The 16,121-nt window shown below is 59.3% G+C and carries 16 protein-coding genes; 11 read left to right on the top strand and 5 right to left on the bottom strand.

From position 1 onward, the window contains the following. Nucleotides 1-141: 141 nt before the first annotated feature. The 4 genes from E5K04_RS11995 to dnaA all read right to left on the bottom strand — a co-directional run bounded on the left by E5K04_RS11995 (nt 142) and on the right by dnaA (nt 5,629). A complete protein-coding gene (locus E5K04_RS11995; RefSeq protein WP_136554395.1) occupies nt 142-378 on the bottom strand; it encodes a hypothetical protein in 237 nt (78 codons plus the stop codon). 231 nt (nt 379-609) lie between these two features. Continuing rightward, complete coding sequence (gyrB, locus tag E5K04_RS11990) at nt 610-3,000, bottom strand: DNA topoisomerase (ATP-hydrolyzing) subunit B (RefSeq protein WP_136554393.1); 2,391 nt, start codon at nt 2,998-3,000, stop codon at nt 610-612. 88 nt (nt 3,001-3,088) lie between these two features. Continuing rightward, on the bottom strand, nt 3,089-4,198 hold the full coding sequence (dnaN, locus tag E5K04_RS11985; RefSeq protein WP_136554391.1) for a DNA polymerase III subunit beta: 1,110 nt from the start codon (nt 4,196-4,198) through the stop codon (nt 3,089-3,091). A 39-nt stretch (nt 4,199-4,237) separates the two neighbouring features. Further along, nucleotides 4,238-5,629: a chromosomal replication initiator protein DnaA gene (gene dnaA, locus E5K04_RS11980; protein ID WP_136554389.1), complete on the bottom strand. Its 1,392-nt coding sequence runs from the start codon at nt 5,627-5,629 to the stop codon at nt 4,238-4,240. A gap of 302 nt (nt 5,630-5,931) precedes the next feature. Between dnaA and rpmH the strand changes: the two genes are divergently transcribed. The 9 genes from rpmH to E5K04_RS11935 all read left to right on the top strand — a co-directional run bounded on the left by rpmH (nt 5,932) and on the right by E5K04_RS11935 (nt 14,123). Further along, a complete protein-coding gene (gene rpmH, locus E5K04_RS11975) occupies nt 5,932-6,066 on the top strand; it encodes a 50S ribosomal protein L34 (protein ID WP_136554387.1) in 135 nt (44 codons plus the stop codon). A gap of 4 nt (nt 6,067-6,070) precedes the next feature. After that, nucleotides 6,071-6,433: a ribonuclease P protein component gene (gene rnpA / locus E5K04_RS11970; protein ID WP_136554385.1), complete on the top strand. Its 363-nt coding sequence runs from the start codon at nt 6,071-6,073 to the stop codon at nt 6,431-6,433. Next, complete coding sequence (yidD, locus tag E5K04_RS11965; protein ID WP_136554383.1) at nt 6,409-6,618, top strand: membrane protein insertion efficiency factor YidD; 210 nt, start codon at nt 6,409-6,411, stop codon at nt 6,616-6,618. Before rnpA ends, yidD begins: the two co-directional genes overlap by 25 nt. Nucleotides 6,619-6,637: 19 nt before the next feature. After that, complete coding sequence (yidC, locus tag E5K04_RS11960) at nt 6,638-8,284, top strand: membrane protein insertase YidC (protein ID WP_136554381.1); 1,647 nt, start codon at nt 6,638-6,640, stop codon at nt 8,282-8,284. A gap of 130 nt (nt 8,285-8,414) precedes the next feature. Further along, complete coding sequence (gene mnmE, locus E5K04_RS11955; RefSeq protein ID WP_136554379.1) at nt 8,415-9,767, top strand: tRNA uridine-5-carboxymethylaminomethyl(34) synthesis GTPase MnmE; 1,353 nt, start codon at nt 8,415-8,417, stop codon at nt 9,765-9,767. A 337-nt stretch (nt 9,768-10,104) separates the two neighbouring features. Next, entirely contained in the window at nt 10,105-11,286 is a 1,182-nt protein-coding gene (locus E5K04_RS11950) for a tyrosine-type recombinase/integrase (protein ID WP_136554377.1), read from the top strand. Nucleotides 11,287-11,300: 14 nt separating this feature from the next. Further along, a complete protein-coding gene (locus E5K04_RS11945; RefSeq protein ID WP_136554375.1) occupies nt 11,301-11,954 on the top strand; it encodes a hypothetical protein in 654 nt (217 codons plus the stop codon). 421 nt (nt 11,955-12,375) lie between these two features. Further along, nucleotides 12,376-12,642, top strand: a complete 267-nt coding sequence (locus tag E5K04_RS17085; RefSeq protein WP_136554373.1) for a helix-turn-helix transcriptional regulator — start codon at nt 12,376-12,378, stop codon at nt 12,640-12,642. A 308-nt stretch (nt 12,643-12,950) separates the two neighbouring features. Continuing rightward, nucleotides 12,951-14,123, top strand: coding sequence for a YagK/YfjJ domain-containing protein (locus E5K04_RS11935; RefSeq protein ID WP_136554371.1), 1,173 nt, complete (start codon nt 12,951-12,953; stop codon nt 14,121-14,123). Here E5K04_RS11935 and E5K04_RS11930 read toward each other — a convergent pair. Beyond that, nucleotides 14,079-15,104: a DUF4113 domain-containing protein gene (locus tag E5K04_RS11930; protein ID WP_136554369.1), complete on the bottom strand. Its 1,026-nt coding sequence runs from the start codon at nt 15,102-15,104 to the stop codon at nt 14,079-14,081. The genes E5K04_RS11935 and E5K04_RS11930 overlap by 45 nt on opposite strands. A 257-nt stretch (nt 15,105-15,361) precedes the next feature. Between E5K04_RS11930 and E5K04_RS11925 the strand changes: the two genes are divergently transcribed. Both E5K04_RS11925 and ureB read left to right on the top strand, forming a co-directional pair. Continuing rightward, nucleotides 15,362-15,664 carry an urease subunit gamma gene (locus tag E5K04_RS11925; protein WP_136554367.1) on the top strand — a complete coding sequence of 101 codons (303 nt, stop codon included), beginning with the start codon at nt 15,362-15,364 and terminating at the stop codon, nt 15,662-15,664. Between the two features lie 29 nt (nt 15,665-15,693). Continuing rightward, entirely contained in the window at nt 15,694-16,104 is a 411-nt protein-coding gene (ureB, locus tag E5K04_RS11920) for an urease subunit beta (protein ID WP_136554365.1), read from the top strand. Nucleotides 16,105-16,121: the final 17 nt, after the last annotated feature.

The following is a 16,121-nucleotide window of genomic DNA, read 5'->3' as shown; positions in this document are numbered from 1 at the left end:
GCGTAGCAGACTCAAAAACAGACTTCCCCCACCAGCCAAAGTCTGTCGGGAGTCACCAAAAAAAGGCCAGCCGTTATCGGCTGGCCTTGGTCTGTCTGGTAGGTGATCGATGGTGGGTTACGGCCTGTGGCCTAACTCACCCTACCAAACGATTCTTTTTGAATCCGCTACGCGGATGTTTTCTTGCCGCTTCCGCGCGGCGGACGGGGCCATTTCTTTTGTCTCGCCAAAAGAAATGGCCGAAAGAAAAGGCGACCCGAAGCCGCCGCGAAACCCCGCGGCGAAGCCGGCCGACAAGGCGCCGCCTAACTCGCGGCTCGCTACCGCGATCCGCTCAGACAAGAGGCGGCTTAAAACCTTGTCGGCCAGCTTCGCCACGGCTTGCGGCTACGGGGCTGGGGCGGCTTCCCATGTGCGTGGTGATTCATAGCAGGTAGGGCGGCGTAACCCACCGCACAGCAGGCATGATCTGCTCAGCTTGTGCCACACATCCGTCGGACTTAGCCGCAAAAAAGGCCAGCCGTTGCCGGCTGGCCTTGGTCTATCTGGCAGGTGGTCTGTGGTGGGTTACGGCCTGCGGCCTAACCCACCCTACCCGTATCCGCGCGATCAGATGTCGATATTGCGCGCGATCAGCGCGTTGCTCTCGATGAAGGCGCGGCGCGGTTCGACCTGGTCGCCCATCAGCGTGGTGAACACGTCGTCGGCGGCCATCGCGTCTTCGATGCGCACCTTGAGCAGGCGGCGCACGCTCGGGTCCATGGTGGTTTCCCACAGCTGTTCCGGGTTCATCTCGCCCAGCCCCTTGTAGCGCTGGATGCCCATGCCCTTGCGTGCCTCGGCCAGCAGCCAGTCCAGCGCGGCGCCGAAGTTGTCCACAGGCTTGACGGTCTCGCCGCGGCGCACGCTGGCACCTTCGCCCAACAGGCCGTCCAGCATGGCCGCGGTCTTCTGCAGCTCGGCGTAGTCGGCGGAGTCGAGGAAGCTCTGGTCGAGCACGGTGACCATCACGTTGCCGTGCAGCTTGCGGATCACCTTCAGCAGATACCCGTCGTTCTTCTCGTCGGGCAGCAGTTCGAGGCCGATCTCGTCGGCCGGCACCCGCGCTCGCAGCGCATCGAGTGCGGCCAGCGCTTCGTGCTCGGTCTCCAGCGACAGCGGGCCGGTGGACAGCATGGCTTCCAGCACCAGGTGGTCGATCACGCGGCTTTCGCGTTCGATCACGGTGCGTGCGCGCAGGAACTGGCGGGCGATGCGGCCGAGCTCTTCAGCTTCCAGCGGCGCGGCGTCGGCACGCGGGGTCAGCTCGGCCTTGTCCAGCGCCAGCTGCAGCAGGTACTGGTCGAGTTCGGTCTCGTCCTTCAGGTAGCGTTCCTGCTTGCCGTGCTTGGCCTTGAACAGCGGCGGCTGCGCGATGTAGATGTGGCCGCGCTCGACCAGCTCCGGCGTCTGCCGGTAGAAGAAGGTCAACAGCAGGGTGCGGATGTGCGCGCCGTCGACGTCCGCGTCGGTCATGATGATCACGCGGTGGTAGCGCAGCTTGTCCGGGTTGTACTCGTCCTTGCCGATGCCGCAGCCCAAAGCCGTGATCAGCGTCGCCACTTCCTGGCTGGCCAGCATCTTGTCGAAGCGCGCGCGCTCGACGTTGAGGATCTTGCCCTTCAGCGGCAGGATGGCCTGGAACTTGCGGTCGCGGCCCTGCTTGGCCGAGCCGCCGGCGGAGTCACCCTCCACCAGGTAGAGTTCGGACATCGCCGGGTCTTTTTCCTGGCAGTCGGCCAGCTTGCCGGGCAGGCCCAGGCCGTCCATCACGCCCTTGCGGCGGGTGATCTCGCGCGCCTTGCGCGCGGCTTCGCGCGCGCGGGCGGCTTCGACGATCTTGCCGCAGATGGTCTTGGCGTCGTTCGGGTTTTCCAGCAGGTAGTTCTTCAGCGTCTCGCTGATCACTTCGTTGATCACCGGGCCGATTTCGCTGGAGACCAGCTTGTCCTTGGTCTGGCTGGAGAACTTGGGGTCGGGCAGCTTGACCGACAGCACGCAGGTCAGGCCTTCGCGCATGTCGTCGCCGGTGGTGTCGACCTTGGCCTTCTTGGCCGTCTCGCTCTCTTCGATGTAGTGGTTGAGCGTGCGGGTCATCACCTGGCGCAGCGCGGTCAGGTGGGTGCCGCCGTCACGCTGCGGGATGTTGTTGGTGAAGCACTGCACCGATTCCTGGTACGAGTCGTTCCACTGCATGGCGACTTCGACGCTCATGCCGTCCTTCTCGCCCAGCGCGTAGAACACCTTGGGGTGCAGCACCGACTTGTTGCGGTTCATGTACTCGACAAAGCCCGCCACGCCGCCGGAGAACGCGAAGTTCTCTTCCTTGCCGTTGCGCTTGTCGATCAGGGTGATCGCGACGCCCTGGTTGAGGAAGGACAGTTCGCGGATGCGCTTGGCGAGGATGTCGAAGTGGAATTCGACATGGCCGAAGATCTCGGTCGACGCCATGAAGTGCACCTGGGTGCCGCGGTGGGTGGTGTGCCCGGTGACGGTCAGCGGTTCCACCGCGTCGCCGTGGCGGAACTCCATCTCGTGCACCTTGCCGTCGCGCCAGATCTTCAGGCGCAGCCAGTCGGACAGTGCGTTGACCACCGACACGCCGACGCCGTGCAGGCCGCCGGAGATCTTGTAGCTGTTGTTGTCGAACTTGCCGCCTGCATGCAGGATGGTCATGATGACCTCGGCCGCCGAGCGCCCTTCTTCCGGATGGATGTCGGTCGGGATGCCGCGGCCGTTGTCTTCCACCGAGATCGAGTTGTCCGGGTGGATGGTGACGCGGATGGTGTCGGCGTGGCCGGCCAGCGCCTCGTCAATGGCGTTGTCGAGCACCTCGAACACCATGTGGTGCAGGCCGGTGCCGTCCTGCGTGTCGCCGATATACATGCCGGGGCGCTTGCGTACCGCGTCGAGGCCCTTGAGGACCTTGATGCTGTCCGCGCCGTATTCCTGTTCACTCATCTGTCTGCTACTCGATTCTCAAAATTCGGGATCAGGGATCCTTGCCGGGGCGCCGTGGCGCCCCGCCGCTGGGCGTGTGCCGCGCCCGTCAGATGCGCATCGGCATCACGATGTACTTGAAGTTGCTGTTGCCCGGGATGGTGAACAGCGCCGAACGCGCGGCGTCGCCGAACGCCAGCTGCAGCGTGTCCGCCGGCAGGTTGGTCAGCACGTCCAAGAGGTAGTTGATGTTGAAGCCGATCTCCAGCGAGTCGCCCTGGAAGGCGATCTCCAGCTCTTCCTCGGCCTCTTCCTGTTCGCTGTTGGTACACAGGATCGACATCGCGCCGTTCTTCAGCACCAGCCGCACGCCGCGGAATTTCTCGTTGGCGAGGATGGCGGCGCGCTGCAGCGCGTGCAGGAAGGTCAGCCGCTCGATCAGGAACAGCTTGTCGTTGTCGAGCGGGATCACGCGGTTGTAGTCGGGGAACTTGCCGTCGACCACCTTGCTGATGATCACGGTGGCGCCGAAGCTGAAGCGCACCTGGTTGGACAACAGCTCGATGCTGATTAGCTCGTCGCTGTCCTGCAGCAGCTTGTACAGCTCGAGCACGGTCTTGCGCGGCAGGATCAGCTCGCTGCGCGGCAAATCGCCGTCGTGCTCGGCGGCGGCGAAGGCCAGGCGGTGGCCGTCGGTGGACACCAGGCGCACCTGGTTGCCCTCGGTCTGCAGCAACAGGCCGTTCAGGTAGTAACGGATGTCCTGCACCGCCATCGCGAACTGCACCTGCGAGAGCAGGCGCTTGAGGTCGCGCTGCGGCAGGCTGAACACCGCCTGCGGCTGGCTGGCCGCGCTCACCAGCGGGAAGTCGTCCGCCGGCAGCGTCTGCAGGTTGAAGCGGCTCTTGCCGGCCTTCAGCACCAGGCGGCCGCCGTCCAGCGATTCGAGGGTGACCACCGCCTTGTCGGGGATCGCGCGCAGGATGTCCTGCAGCTTCTTGGCCGAGGTGGTCAGCCGGAAGTCTTCGCCCGGCAGCTCATCGGGGCTCGCGGTGGTGATCTGGATTTCCAGGTCGGTGGCGAGGAAGCTCACCACGCCGCCTTTCTTCTCGATCAGCACGTTGGACAGGATGGGCAGCGTGTGGCGTCGCTCGACGATGCCGGTCACGGCCAGCAGGGGCTTCAACAGGGCGTCGCGTTCGGCTTGCAGGATCAGCATGCGGTGGGCTCCCGATTCAGAAACAGGTGGTTAGGTTGGTCAGTTGCGCAGCATCGCGAGCAGCGCTTCGTAATCGTGGGCGATGTCCGCGTCGTTGTTCCGCAACTCGGCGATGGTCTTGCACGCGTGCAGCACCGTCGTGTGGTCGCGGCCGCCGAAGGCGTCGCCGATGTTCGGCAGCGAGAGCTGGGTCAGTTCCTTGGCCAGCGCCATCGCCACCTGCCGCGGCCGCGCGATGTCGCGCGAACGCTTTTTGCTGTGCATGTCGGACAGCTTGATCTTGTAGTACTCGGCGACGGTCTTCTGGATCACGTCGACGGTGACCTGCCGGTTGCCGGCGGCCAGGATGTCCTTCAGCGCTTCCTTCACCAGCTCGAGGGTGATCGGCTGGTTGGTGAAGCGCGCGTAGGCGACCACGCGCTTGAGCGCGCCTTCCAGCTCGCGCACGTTGGAACGCACGTTCTGCGCGATGAAGAAGGCGACGTTGTTGTCGAGCTTGATGTTGTCGACCTCGGCCTTCTTCATCAGGATCGCCACCCGCATCTCCAGCTCCGGCGGCTGGATCTCGACGGTCAGCCCCCACGAGAAGCGCGAGATCAGCCGCTCTTCCATCCCCTCGATCTGCTTGGGGTAGGTGTCGCAGGTCATGATCACCTGCTTGCCGCCTTCGATCAGCGCGTTGAATGCGTAGAAGAACTCTTCCTGCGTGCGGTTCTTGCCGGCGAAGAACTGGATGTCGTCGATCAGCAACAGGTCGAGCGAGTGGTAGTAACGCTTGAACTCGTCGAAGGCCTTGTGCTGGTACGCGCGCATGATGTCGGCGACGTAGCGCTCGGCGTGGATGTAGCGCACCCGCGCCTGCGGGTTCTTCTGGAACACATGGTTGCCGATCGCCTGGATCAGGTGGGTCTTGCCGAGGCCGACGCCGCCGTACACGAACAGCGGGTTGTACGCCGGGTCGCCCGGGTTCTCGGCGATCTGCAAGGCGGCCGCGCGCGCGAGCTGGTTGCCCTTGCCGGTGACCAGGCTCTCGAAGGTGAACGCCGGATTCAGCCGGGTGCTCTCGTGGTTGCCGATCGCCTTCACGGCGGCCTGCTTGGCCTGCTCGGCGACCGTCGGCGCGGCCGGCTGGGCCGGCGCCGGGCGCGGCGCGGCGGCGCTGACCGACGGCGGGGTGACCGGTTTCATGCCGGCGCCGACGCGCAGCTCGATCGGGATCTCGCCGGCCAGCTCGTTGACCAGGCCCTGGATGCGGTCGAGGAAGCGGTCCTTGATGAACTGCAGGATGAACCGGTTGGGCGCGAGCAACACCAGGCCCTCGTCGCCGAGCTCGGCGGCGAGCGGTTTGATCCAGGTGTTGAACTGCTGCGAAGACAGTTCGGCGGCAAGGCGCTCAAGGCACGCCGGCCACAGTTGATCCAGTTCGTTCATTACTCAATCTTGCTTGCCAAACCCGGACGGGCCTGTGGACAGTCCGGGTTGCGAAAGACATGCCGGCCCCGCGGGGCCGGCTCAGGTATTCGGGTACGCGACGCCCGGCGCGACAGGGCCGGGGATCGGCGGCGCCGCGCGGGGTCAGCGGTGTGCCCGCGGCGAACAAGGCGCCAAGCTCACCCATTCTAACGGTTTTTACACAAGTTATCCACAGGGCTGTCAAAAATAAGTGCTTGACAACAAGGGGGTTTATCGATGTAATCCCGCGTTTATTTCCGTTTCGAAACAGGAATAGCATCATGAAACGCACTTACCAGCCCTCCACGACCCGCCGCAAGCGTACCCACGGCTTCCTCGTCCGCTCCAAGACCCGTGGTGGTCGCGCCGTTCTGGCCGCCCGCCGTGCCAAGGGCCGCAAGCGCCTGTCCGTATAAGGCCTTGGCCTACCACTTTCGCCGTGCGCACCGGCTTTTGAAAACGGATGATTTTTCATCCGTTTTTAGTTTGCGCCAGTCCCGCGGCAATGCCTTCTTCCAGGTCCATATCCGCCCCAACGGGCTGAGCCATGCGCGGCTCGGTCTGGTGGTCGGCAAGAAGGTCGCCAAGCGGGCCAACCGCCGCAATTACATCAAGCGTTCGGTGCGCGAGTGGTTCCGCCTGCATCAGCACGGACTCGGTGGCAACGACTACGTTGTCCGGGCCCGGCAGCCCTTCGTGCGTGAAAATCGTGTCGAGGCAATCACGGCTTTGGCCGCACTCTTTGCTAAACTCACGCGATGTCGCGCCTCCTCGTCCTCCTGATCCGCTTCTACCAGGTCGCCATCAGCCCGTGGCTCGCCCCGCGCTGCCGCTACCTGCCGACCTGTTCGTGTTACGCGATCGAAGCGGTGCAGAAGCACGGGGCTTGCAAGGGGGGTTGGCTGGCGGCAAGGCGCATCGCACGTTGTCACCCGTTCGGTGGCAGCGGCTACGACCCGGTTCCCTGAACTTTCCGGTAAAAGAGAGATGGACTCCAAGAGACTGATCGTATTTATTGTCCTGTCGCTGGCAATCTTGCTCGGCTGGCAGGAATTCTTCGCGCCTCCGCCACCGGCCAAGCCGGCAGCCGTTGCGACCGCCACCCGTGCCGCCGGTGACGGAACGCCTGCCGCGCCGCAGCCGGCCGAGTCGTCCCGCCTCGACAAGGGCCAGCGCATCGTCGTCAACACCGACGTGCTGCGCGCCGAGATCGACACCATGGGCGGTGACCTGCGCACGCTCGACCTGACCCAGCACGGGCAGACCACCGATTCCACCAAGGACTTCGAGCTGCTGACCGACAAGGGCGGCCGCGTGTACGTCGCGCAGACCGGCCTGTTGTCCGCCGCCGACCCGCAGCTGCCGACCCACAAGACCCTGTTCACCGCCGAGAAGACCGACTACACGCTCGCCGGCGACAAGGTCGAGGTCAAGCTGACCGCGCCGGAAGTGAACGGCGTCAAGGTGAGCAAGGTGTACACCTTCAGCAAGGGCTCCTACCTGATCGACGTGCGTTACGACGTGAGCAACGCCAGCGGCAAGCCGCTGCCGTTGTCGGCTTACTACCGCCTGCTGCGCGACAACCAGTCGCCCGAGGGTGAGAGCTACTTCGCGCACACCTTCACCGGCCCGGCGCTGTACACCTCGGAAGGCAAGTTCCAGAAGGTGTCGTTCGAAGACCTCGACAAGAACAAGGCCAGCTACGTGAAGAACAGCCCGGACGGCTGGGTGGCGATGGTGCAGCACTACTTCTTCTCCGGCTGGATCACCAAGCCGCTGGAGGGCAAGGCGATCTGCGCGAAGGCCGAAGACTGCACGTACGACATCAAGAAGCTGCCGAACGGCCTGTACTCGGCCGGCGTGCTGGTCAACCTGCCGACGCTGGCCAACGGCGCCTCCGAGTCGATCTCGGTGCCGCTGTACGCCGGTCCGGAAGAGTACGCGACCATCACCAAGCTCGCCGACGGCATGAACTACGTGAAGGACTACGGCTGGGTGTACATCTTCGCCTCGCCGCTGTTCTGGCTGCTGACCAAGCTGCACACGCTGGTGGGTAACTGGGGCTGGGCGATCGTGCTCTTGACCATCCTGGTCAAGGCCGTGTTCTACCCGCTGACCGCCGCCTCGTACCGCTCGATGGCCAAGATGAAGGCGCTGGCGCCGCGTCTGGAAACCATGAAGGCGCAGTACGGCGACGACCGCATGAAGTTCCAGCAGGCGGTCATGGAGATGTACAAGCAGGAGAAGATCAACCCGCTGGGCGGCTGCCTGCCCATCCTGATCCAGATCCCGGTGTTCATCGGCCTCTATTGGGCGCTGCTCGCCTCGGTCGAGCTGCGTCAGGCGCCGTGGATCCTGTGGATCCATGACCTGGCCAAGCCGGACCCGTACTACGTGCTGCCGGCGATCATGGCGATCACCATGTTCATCCAGACCTTCCTGAACCCGCCGCCGACCGACCCGGTGCAGGCGAAGATGATGAAGATCATGCCGGTTGCCTTCTCGGTGATGTTCTTCTTCTTCCCGGCAGGCCTGGTGCTGTACTGGGTGGTCAACAACGTGCTGTCGATGGCCCAGCAGTACTACATCAACCGCCAGATCGAAAACGCCCGCAAGGCGGCACTGCAGTCGTAAACTGGCAGCAGGCTCCCTGGCAAAAGCCCGGCCTCGCGGCCGGGCTTTTTGGCTTTTTGCCCCGGCGCGTTGCCGCGCAGCGCGCCCAGGCAAGCAGCCGTCCCGCACGGCTCACACCACGGAACATGACATGAACCTCAGTTACGCACCTTCGACCATCGCCGCCATCGCGACCGCCCCGGGCCGCGGCGGCGTCGGCGTGATCCGCGTCTCCGGGCGCGACCTGTTGCCGTTCGCGCAGGCGATCAGCGGCGGCAAGACGCCGAAGCCGCGCTACGCGCTGTATACCGACTTCGTCGCCGCGGACGGCAGCGCGCTCGACAACGGCCTGCTGCTGTTCTTCCCCGGCCCCAACAGCTTCACCGGCGAGGACGTGATCGAGCTGCAGGGCCACGGCGGCCCGGTGGTGCTCCGGATGCTGCTCGCGCGCTGCATCGAGCTGGGCGCGCGCCACGCCGAGCCGGGCGAGTTCACCCGCCGCGCCTTCCTCAACGACAAGATGGACCTCGCGCAGGCCGAGAGCGTGGTCGATTTGATCGACGCCGCCTCCGAGACCGCCGCGCGCGGCGCGCTCAAGTCGCTGAAGGGCGCGTTCTCCGGCGAAATCCACCAACTGGTCGACGAGCTGATCACCCTGCGCATGCTGGTCGAGGCGACGCTCGACTTCCCCGAGGAAGACATCGACTTCCTCAAGGCGGCCGATGCCACCGGCAAGCTTTCCGCGATCCGCCAGCGGCTCTCCCGCGTGCAGGCGACCGCGCGCCAGGGCGCGATCCTGCGCGAGGGCATGCACGTGGTGCTGGTCGGCGAGCCGAACGTCGGCAAGTCCAGCCTGATGAACGCGCTGGCCGGCGACGAGGTGGCGATCGTCACCGACATCGCCGGCACCACCCGCGACACCGTGCGCGAGGAAATCCTGATCGACGAGGTGCCGGTGCACGTGATCGACACCGCCGGCCTGCGCGACACCGACGACGTGGTCGAGAAGATCGGCATCGAGCGCACCTGGCAGGCGGTCGAGCGCGCCGACGTCGCGCTGGTGCTGGTCGACGGTCGCGAGGGCATCACCGGCAGCGTCGGAACCATCCTCGCGCGGCTGCCCGAGCGCCTGCCGCGCATCTTCGTGTTCAACAAGATCGATTTGGTGGGCGAGACGCCGCGCGTCGGCGACGAGGACGGCCACGAGGTAGTGCATTTGTCGGCGGCGACGCACGCCGGCGTCGACCTGCTCAAGGCGCGGCTGCTGGCGCTGATCGGCTTCCAGGGCGACGCCGAGGGCGTGTTTCTCGCCCGCGAGCGCCACCTCGACGCGATCCGCCGCGCCGGCGCCCATCTCGACACCGCCGCCGTCGAGTGGCAGCAGGTCGAGATCTTCGCCGAGGAGCTGCGCCTCGCGCAGAACGCGCTGTCCGAGATCACCGGCGAATTCACGGCGGACGACCTGTTGGGCGTGATCTTCAGCCGCTTCTGCATCGGCAAGTAAAAAGCTTTCCGACAGCTTCCGAGTCATTCCAAAAAATCTCTACAACCCCCGCCAGTCGGGGGTTTTTATTTTTTATCTGTTCCGACGGCTTCTAGCTAAATCTTGCAAAGTACGGTACACGATTATGTACACGTGACTCTTAATTGTATTTTCGTGTACGCATTGACATGGATTTTGGGTATTCTGGCCATGCGTACACGAAGGATGCTTTGCGTGAAGAGCGGATCAATCCTCATGGGTCTGCAGTTTTTGTTTGTAAATCAATTAGATAGAAGTGATTCGTGTGTCCGTTTCTGTGTACAGAGGTGCACGCACTGGACATCGAGGGAGCACAGCCATGCCGCGTCAGGCGATTCCATTGACCGATACAAAGATCAAGGCACTCAAACCCACTGAGAAGCGTTACAGGATTAGTGATGGAGGAGGGCTGGTGCTGGAGGTGATGCCGACCGGCAGTAAGGTCTGGCGATACAGGTTTACCTTGCATGGCAAACCACAGCCAACGTTGACGATCGGCCCGTACCCGGAAATCAGCCTGGCTGAGGCGAGGCAGCAAAGGGACCAATGGGCCAAGCTGGTGGCGAAAGGTGAGTCGCCGAAACTAGCGGTTCGGGAAGCCAAGGCGGAGAAGCACAACACGGTGGCTAAATTTGCCGAGCACTGGCTACTGGAGCAACTGGAGGGCAAGTCGGAGAGCTACCGGAAGACGCTTACACGGGTGATTTATAAGGACGTGCTGCCGTGGCTTGGGGGCATGCCGCTGAAGGATGTGAAGCCGGCGGATGTGTTGGGATTGTGCGACAGGATCAAGCACAGGGGCTCGCCAAAGATGGCGCTGCTGACCCGCAACGTGCTCAAGCGCATGTACGACTTTGCGATTGCCCGCCAGGTCGCAGAGCACAACCCGGCAGCAGTGCTGCCCGCTCGCTTCATTGCGACAGAGGAAAGTCGTACCCGGGTGCTGTCAGCACAGGAGATCGGCGATGTACTGCGGGGTGTCTACCTGTCCGATATCCGTCGCCCGCTGAAGCTGGCCCTGCACCTGCTGGCGATCACCATGGTCCGTAAAACAGAACTCACCACTGCTCGCTGGGAGGAAGTGGACCTAGACGCGGGTATCTGGGATATCCCCGCTGAGCGGATGAAGAAAGACCGCCCCCACCGGGTATATCTGTCGACGCAGGCCAAAGGGTTGTTGACGGAGCTCAAGTCCTTGACTCGTTCGTCGTCCTATCTTTTCCCCAGCCCACGTGGGACTGAAGACCGCCCCATTGCAAGCAGTACCCTCAACCAAGCTGTTCAGTCGTTGTCATTGGACGTTCAGCATTTTGTCCTGCATGATTTTAGGCGTACAGCATCAACGCACTTGCACGAAATGGGTCATTCCTCTGATGCGATCGAAAAGGCGCTGTCGCACAAGATCGTTGGCATCAAGGGAGTCTACAACCGAGCAGAGTATGCCGAGCAGAGGAAGCTAATCATGCAGGCGTGGGCTGATTTTGTCGACGATCAGATATGAAGGAGTACTATTAAATGGATATGACAGAACTTGATGCCACTCATTTTATTAATTCAATGAATGAGATGTTTGAAGATAGCTTTATATATTACTCATCCGTTTCCCCAAGCACAACGCCAGAGAGCTTTTCAGCTCTATTGAGCGAAATTGGTAAGCGTGATGCCCTTGATCCGGACGAACTCTATATAAAATCTATCGAGGTTGCTAAAATTAAAAATAGAGAAATGCGCTTGAGTGAACTGACTCTTTCGATAGAGAGGGGGTTGATTCACGGACTTTTAGCTTTCGACTATATGTCAAAAAAAGATTTTGGCAATTCGTTCAATCATGCACTGCATTTTAGATCGTTGTTGACTTGCGTAAAGACAATTTTGTTACTGGATGAAGAGATTAGTGATGCATTAAAGAGAAAGATGAGTCGGGCAGCAAGTGCGGCATCAATGAAGAGTAAGGATGTGTATTTTAAAAAGAAAGAAGCTGTCTATGATTTTATTAGAAGTGAGGGAGTTGTTTGGAGCACGGTAGAAGCCGCTGCAAATTTTGTAGATGGGAAAATAAATATTAACGTGAGTGAAAAGAAGGTTTCATTTAAATCATTGAAGACGTGGATTGCTGATATGCCGGATAGAGAAAAATATATTGAAAGAAAGTCACGTCGGTCAAAGTAAAATTAATTCCAAATTTCAGCAGCCAGATGGCTGCTTTTTTATTTTTGATTTTGTTGATATTTCATAATCTGTCGCCGAATTTAAAGGTGAGCGGTCAATCATTTTGGCGATGATTTCGATCAATAAGTTTCTGAGACCTGCCATTCTTGGTAGTGTGAATACCATATGGATTTTGCTAATTCTGTCCGGTGAGTGGTTTTAATAGCCTGCCTTGCTCTCAAGTAGCGAGAGTAATGGACATGTCATCATTCTTCGTATGCCCTCCTATGTAAAATGTTAGCTATCAAGAGTCTGTTCTGGAGGTCTAATAAATTTTATCTCCCTCAGCTGCTGACGGGTTTTATTAATCTATCGGGCGGCCTAAGCTTGGCATCGAGCTTCGACGTCGTGATGTGTTTTATTAGCCCTGAGGAGAATCAAGATGAATGTGCACCTTCAATCCATACCCTTTCCACGCGTCCTGCGTCGAAAGCAGCTACAAGAAGTGCTCGGCCTGTCGTGTAGCACGATCTACTCGCGGATGAGCGCCAAGTCCAAGTATCACGATCCCGAATTTCCGAGGCCAGTTCACTCACTGCCGGGGATGGACCGGTCGGCCGTCGGTTGGCTGGAGTCTGAGGTTATTGACTACCTGAACAAGCTGGCCAAGCGCCGAGCAATCGTCATCAGGAGCGAAGCCAGGGGGTAGTGAATTAGTAGTATGCGGGTAGTGAGTTAGGCCTGTTACTAAGATTTACAGGTGGTGCACGCAGAAGTCGCCGTGGGCCTACCACGCTGCGCTTCCATGAGGAGCTGCCGCATGCAGGAGCCTGTGTAGAGCAAAATGCATGCTTTTGTTATGAATAACTTGCCCGGTTTTATTTTTACAAAACCCCCTAATCTATCGGCAGATCCTAACTGAGTCGGCCGAGATAGGTCGGTATTTTAACTCTGCATAATTGCGGATCTTTTGTTATTGAACGTTACTTGAACTGCTTTCTTTTAGAGGGAGCCAATATGAAAAAATCTTCTGCTATGAAACCATTTGATGAAAATGGTCTGATGTCAGACATGACTACTAGGCAGGTTATTCATGGCGAAAAAGGTGATGCAATATTTACGCATGCTTTGACGGCAGTTGCGGAATGTTTCTTTGCTGAAAATACATTAAGGAAAATCGTGCTGTCGGATCATCAATTGATAAAAATAAACAAGTCGAGCCATCCAAAGGGTAGTAGAATTGATCAATTAGCAAAGGATTTATTTACAGTAATGCAAGGTGGTTTTTTTCATCTTCAGAGGCAATTCCCAAAGCATGAATTTCCTCCATTGGTAACTATGCTATTTCAAATAGTTGACGGAAGCGCCATATTTTCAAATGGTGATGAGTGGACTAGTGATTTGTATGGCAGACATTTCTATCGTCTGGAGTCAAAAATAAACCAGCTTGCCCATGTTATAAGAACGCGTGCTCAAGAGGATGGTATCATTTCATCTGCCTTAGAAAGAAAGCGGCATGTGATAAAAAATGTTGCTAGTTTTGACAAATATATAACGCGCCTTTTTGAGCACTATTCAAAGTTGCTGGTTGTTCGTATTGATCTCGCTTATCTACGAGATTCAACTGAAGATATCACGCCGCAGACGGCATCTCGTCACTTGGATCTAATGCTAAAAAATTATAAAATAAAGAAACAGTTCAAGGGCGTGGTTGGTTATGCTGCCAAAATTGAAATGGGTATGGAAACAGGTTGCCATATACACCTGATGCTTTTCTTTGATGGTGCAAGGCATTGTCGTGATGTGTACATTGCAAAGCAAATTGGTGAGTATTGGAAAGATAAAGTTACCAAAGGTATTGGTAGATACCATAGCTGTAATGCAAATGCTACAGGTTACAAAAACTATGGAATCGGAATGGTAAATCGTACAGATATAGAGAAGATAGCTATCTTAAGGAAGACAGCTCTCTATCTGGTGAAGGCGGATTACTATATCCGATTGTTGATTGGCAACAATAAAAGAACTTTCCGTCGGGGCGAAATGCCACCGTTGTTACCGCCAAAGCCAGGGCGACGTCCAAAAATGTTGGGTGACTCCTCTGTCGTACCACCAGCAGACAAGTCGTGTCAGCCGCAGGCGGCCCTACAACAGCAACAAGCATTCAGCGCGATCCCCAGTAGTGTGTAGTCTTACCGTTTGCATGGAGGCTGCGTCGAGTAGATCACAGCCTGCCCAGCCCACCCTCGGCAACTGGTCAAACCGCGTCGTGTAGCAAGGGCTGACCCGCTCACGACGCATCTGCCAGCGCTGGCCCATCTCTTCCACTGCGAGCTTGAGCGTACCGCGACCGTAACGCTGGTTGATCGCGTCCAAGGTGTTCATCAAGGCTGCGGTGTTGGGGGACGTGTCAGGAGAGAGCCAGTCGATCTGGCGCGCCGGGCCGACCTCCAGCGCGGCCAGGGTGACGCCGGTTTTCTTGTAGGCGTAGCCAGGTCGGTAAAGTCGATTCAGCAAGGCAATAGCCGCCCTGGTCAGGGTCAGCGTGTCGCTGCAGGGCACGGGTAATGCGTGCCAATCGCAGGCGTGATATTGCGGGTCCTGTTCGCGGAAACGATGGGTGTGCAGTTGTACGCCAATCAGTCCGGCTACGCTGCCTTGGGTACGCAAGTCGGTGGCAGCCTGTGCGGTGTGGTGAGCAATGGCAGCGAGCAGGTCTTCGCGGGCGGTAACCCGCTCGCCGAAGCTGCGGCTTCGCACCAGTTGCTGCCGCACCGGCGCAACGTCCTCCAGCGTGAGGCAAGAGACCCCTTGTAGCTCACGCAGTACCCGTTCAACGACTACCCCGAAGCGACGGCGGATCAGTGCCGGCTCCGCACGGGCAAGATCCAGCGCCGTGCAGATGCCCATGTCCGCCAGTTGCACGGAGAGTTTACGGCCGATCCCCCACACCTCGCTGACGGGTTCACTAGCGAGTGCCTTGGCTTGCCGCTCGGGGGTGAGGCTGTCCCAGTCGAGCACGCCAGCAAGCTTGGCGTGGCGCTTGGCCAAGTGGTTGCAGAACTTGGCCAGAGTCTTGCTCGGGCCGATGCCAACGCAGCTTGGGATGCCCACCCACTGCTCGACCCGTGCGCGGATCTGTTGACCGAGCACGGTCAGATCGCCCTCCATGCCGTTCAGGTCGGCAAAGCTCCCATCTTGATGGCGCAGAATGACAATTCTTATAACTCATAACTCTCGCTGAATGCGACTTAATTGTCATTTAAATATCAATTGCTTCTTTCTTGCTCTTCCCCCCCGTAGATCCTATATCGGGAGTCATCTGCCGTCATTCAGGCAGATAAGTGTGCTTGGCATAAGTGGTTTTCACCACTTGGCTTAGCCGTTTTCGTCCGGACCGGGATGCCCCGGCACGCCAAGAGGTCCCTATGAACCTGACCCCAAGAGAACTGGACAAGCTGATGATCTACACCCTTGCCGATGTCGCACTCAAGCGAAAGGGCAAGGGGTTGAAGCTCAATCATCCAGAAGCCGTCGCCATCATTTCCGCTGCGGCCATGGAGGGCGCACGCGAAGGCAAGTCTGTCGAAGACGTGATGAAGGATGCCAGCACCGTGCTGACCCGCGCGGATGTGATGGAAGGCGTCGCCGAGATGATTCCCATCGTACAGGTAGAAGCTGTGTTCACTGACGGCAGTCGTCTGGTAACTGTGCACGCGCCGATCAAGTAGCCCCCTATCCATTTTTCGGAGCTCTGCTCATGTCCAATTCGACACAAAGCTGCCCGGTAGGCGGGCTCATTTTGGCAGAAGGTTCGATCGAACTGAATGCCGGCAAACCAACCACCACTCTCAAGGTTCGCAACACCGGCGATCGCCCGATTCAGGTTGGTTCGCATTTTCACTTCTTTGAAGCAAATGCCTATCTGGAGTTCGATCGCTCGCAAGCTTTCGGCAAGCGCCTCGATATCCCGGCCACCACTGCCGTCCGTTTCGAGCCGGGTGATGAAAAGGAAGTGACGCTGATCCCAATCGGCGGTGGCCAGCGGATTTACGGCTTCAACAACCTGGTCGACGGCTGGACGGGCAGTGAGCACGACCACGCCTATCGCCCCCGTTTCGGCGAGGCCATGCGTCGCGTCGAACTACTCGGTTTCAAAAACAAGCGCTGAACCGTCGGCACGAAAGG

The organism is Crenobacter intestini, assembly GCF_004919095.1.
GTDB lineage: Bacteria > Pseudomonadota > Gammaproteobacteria > Burkholderiales > Chromobacteriaceae > Craterilacuibacter > Craterilacuibacter intestini.
This window is presented reverse-complemented; position numbering and strand designations above follow the sequence as displayed.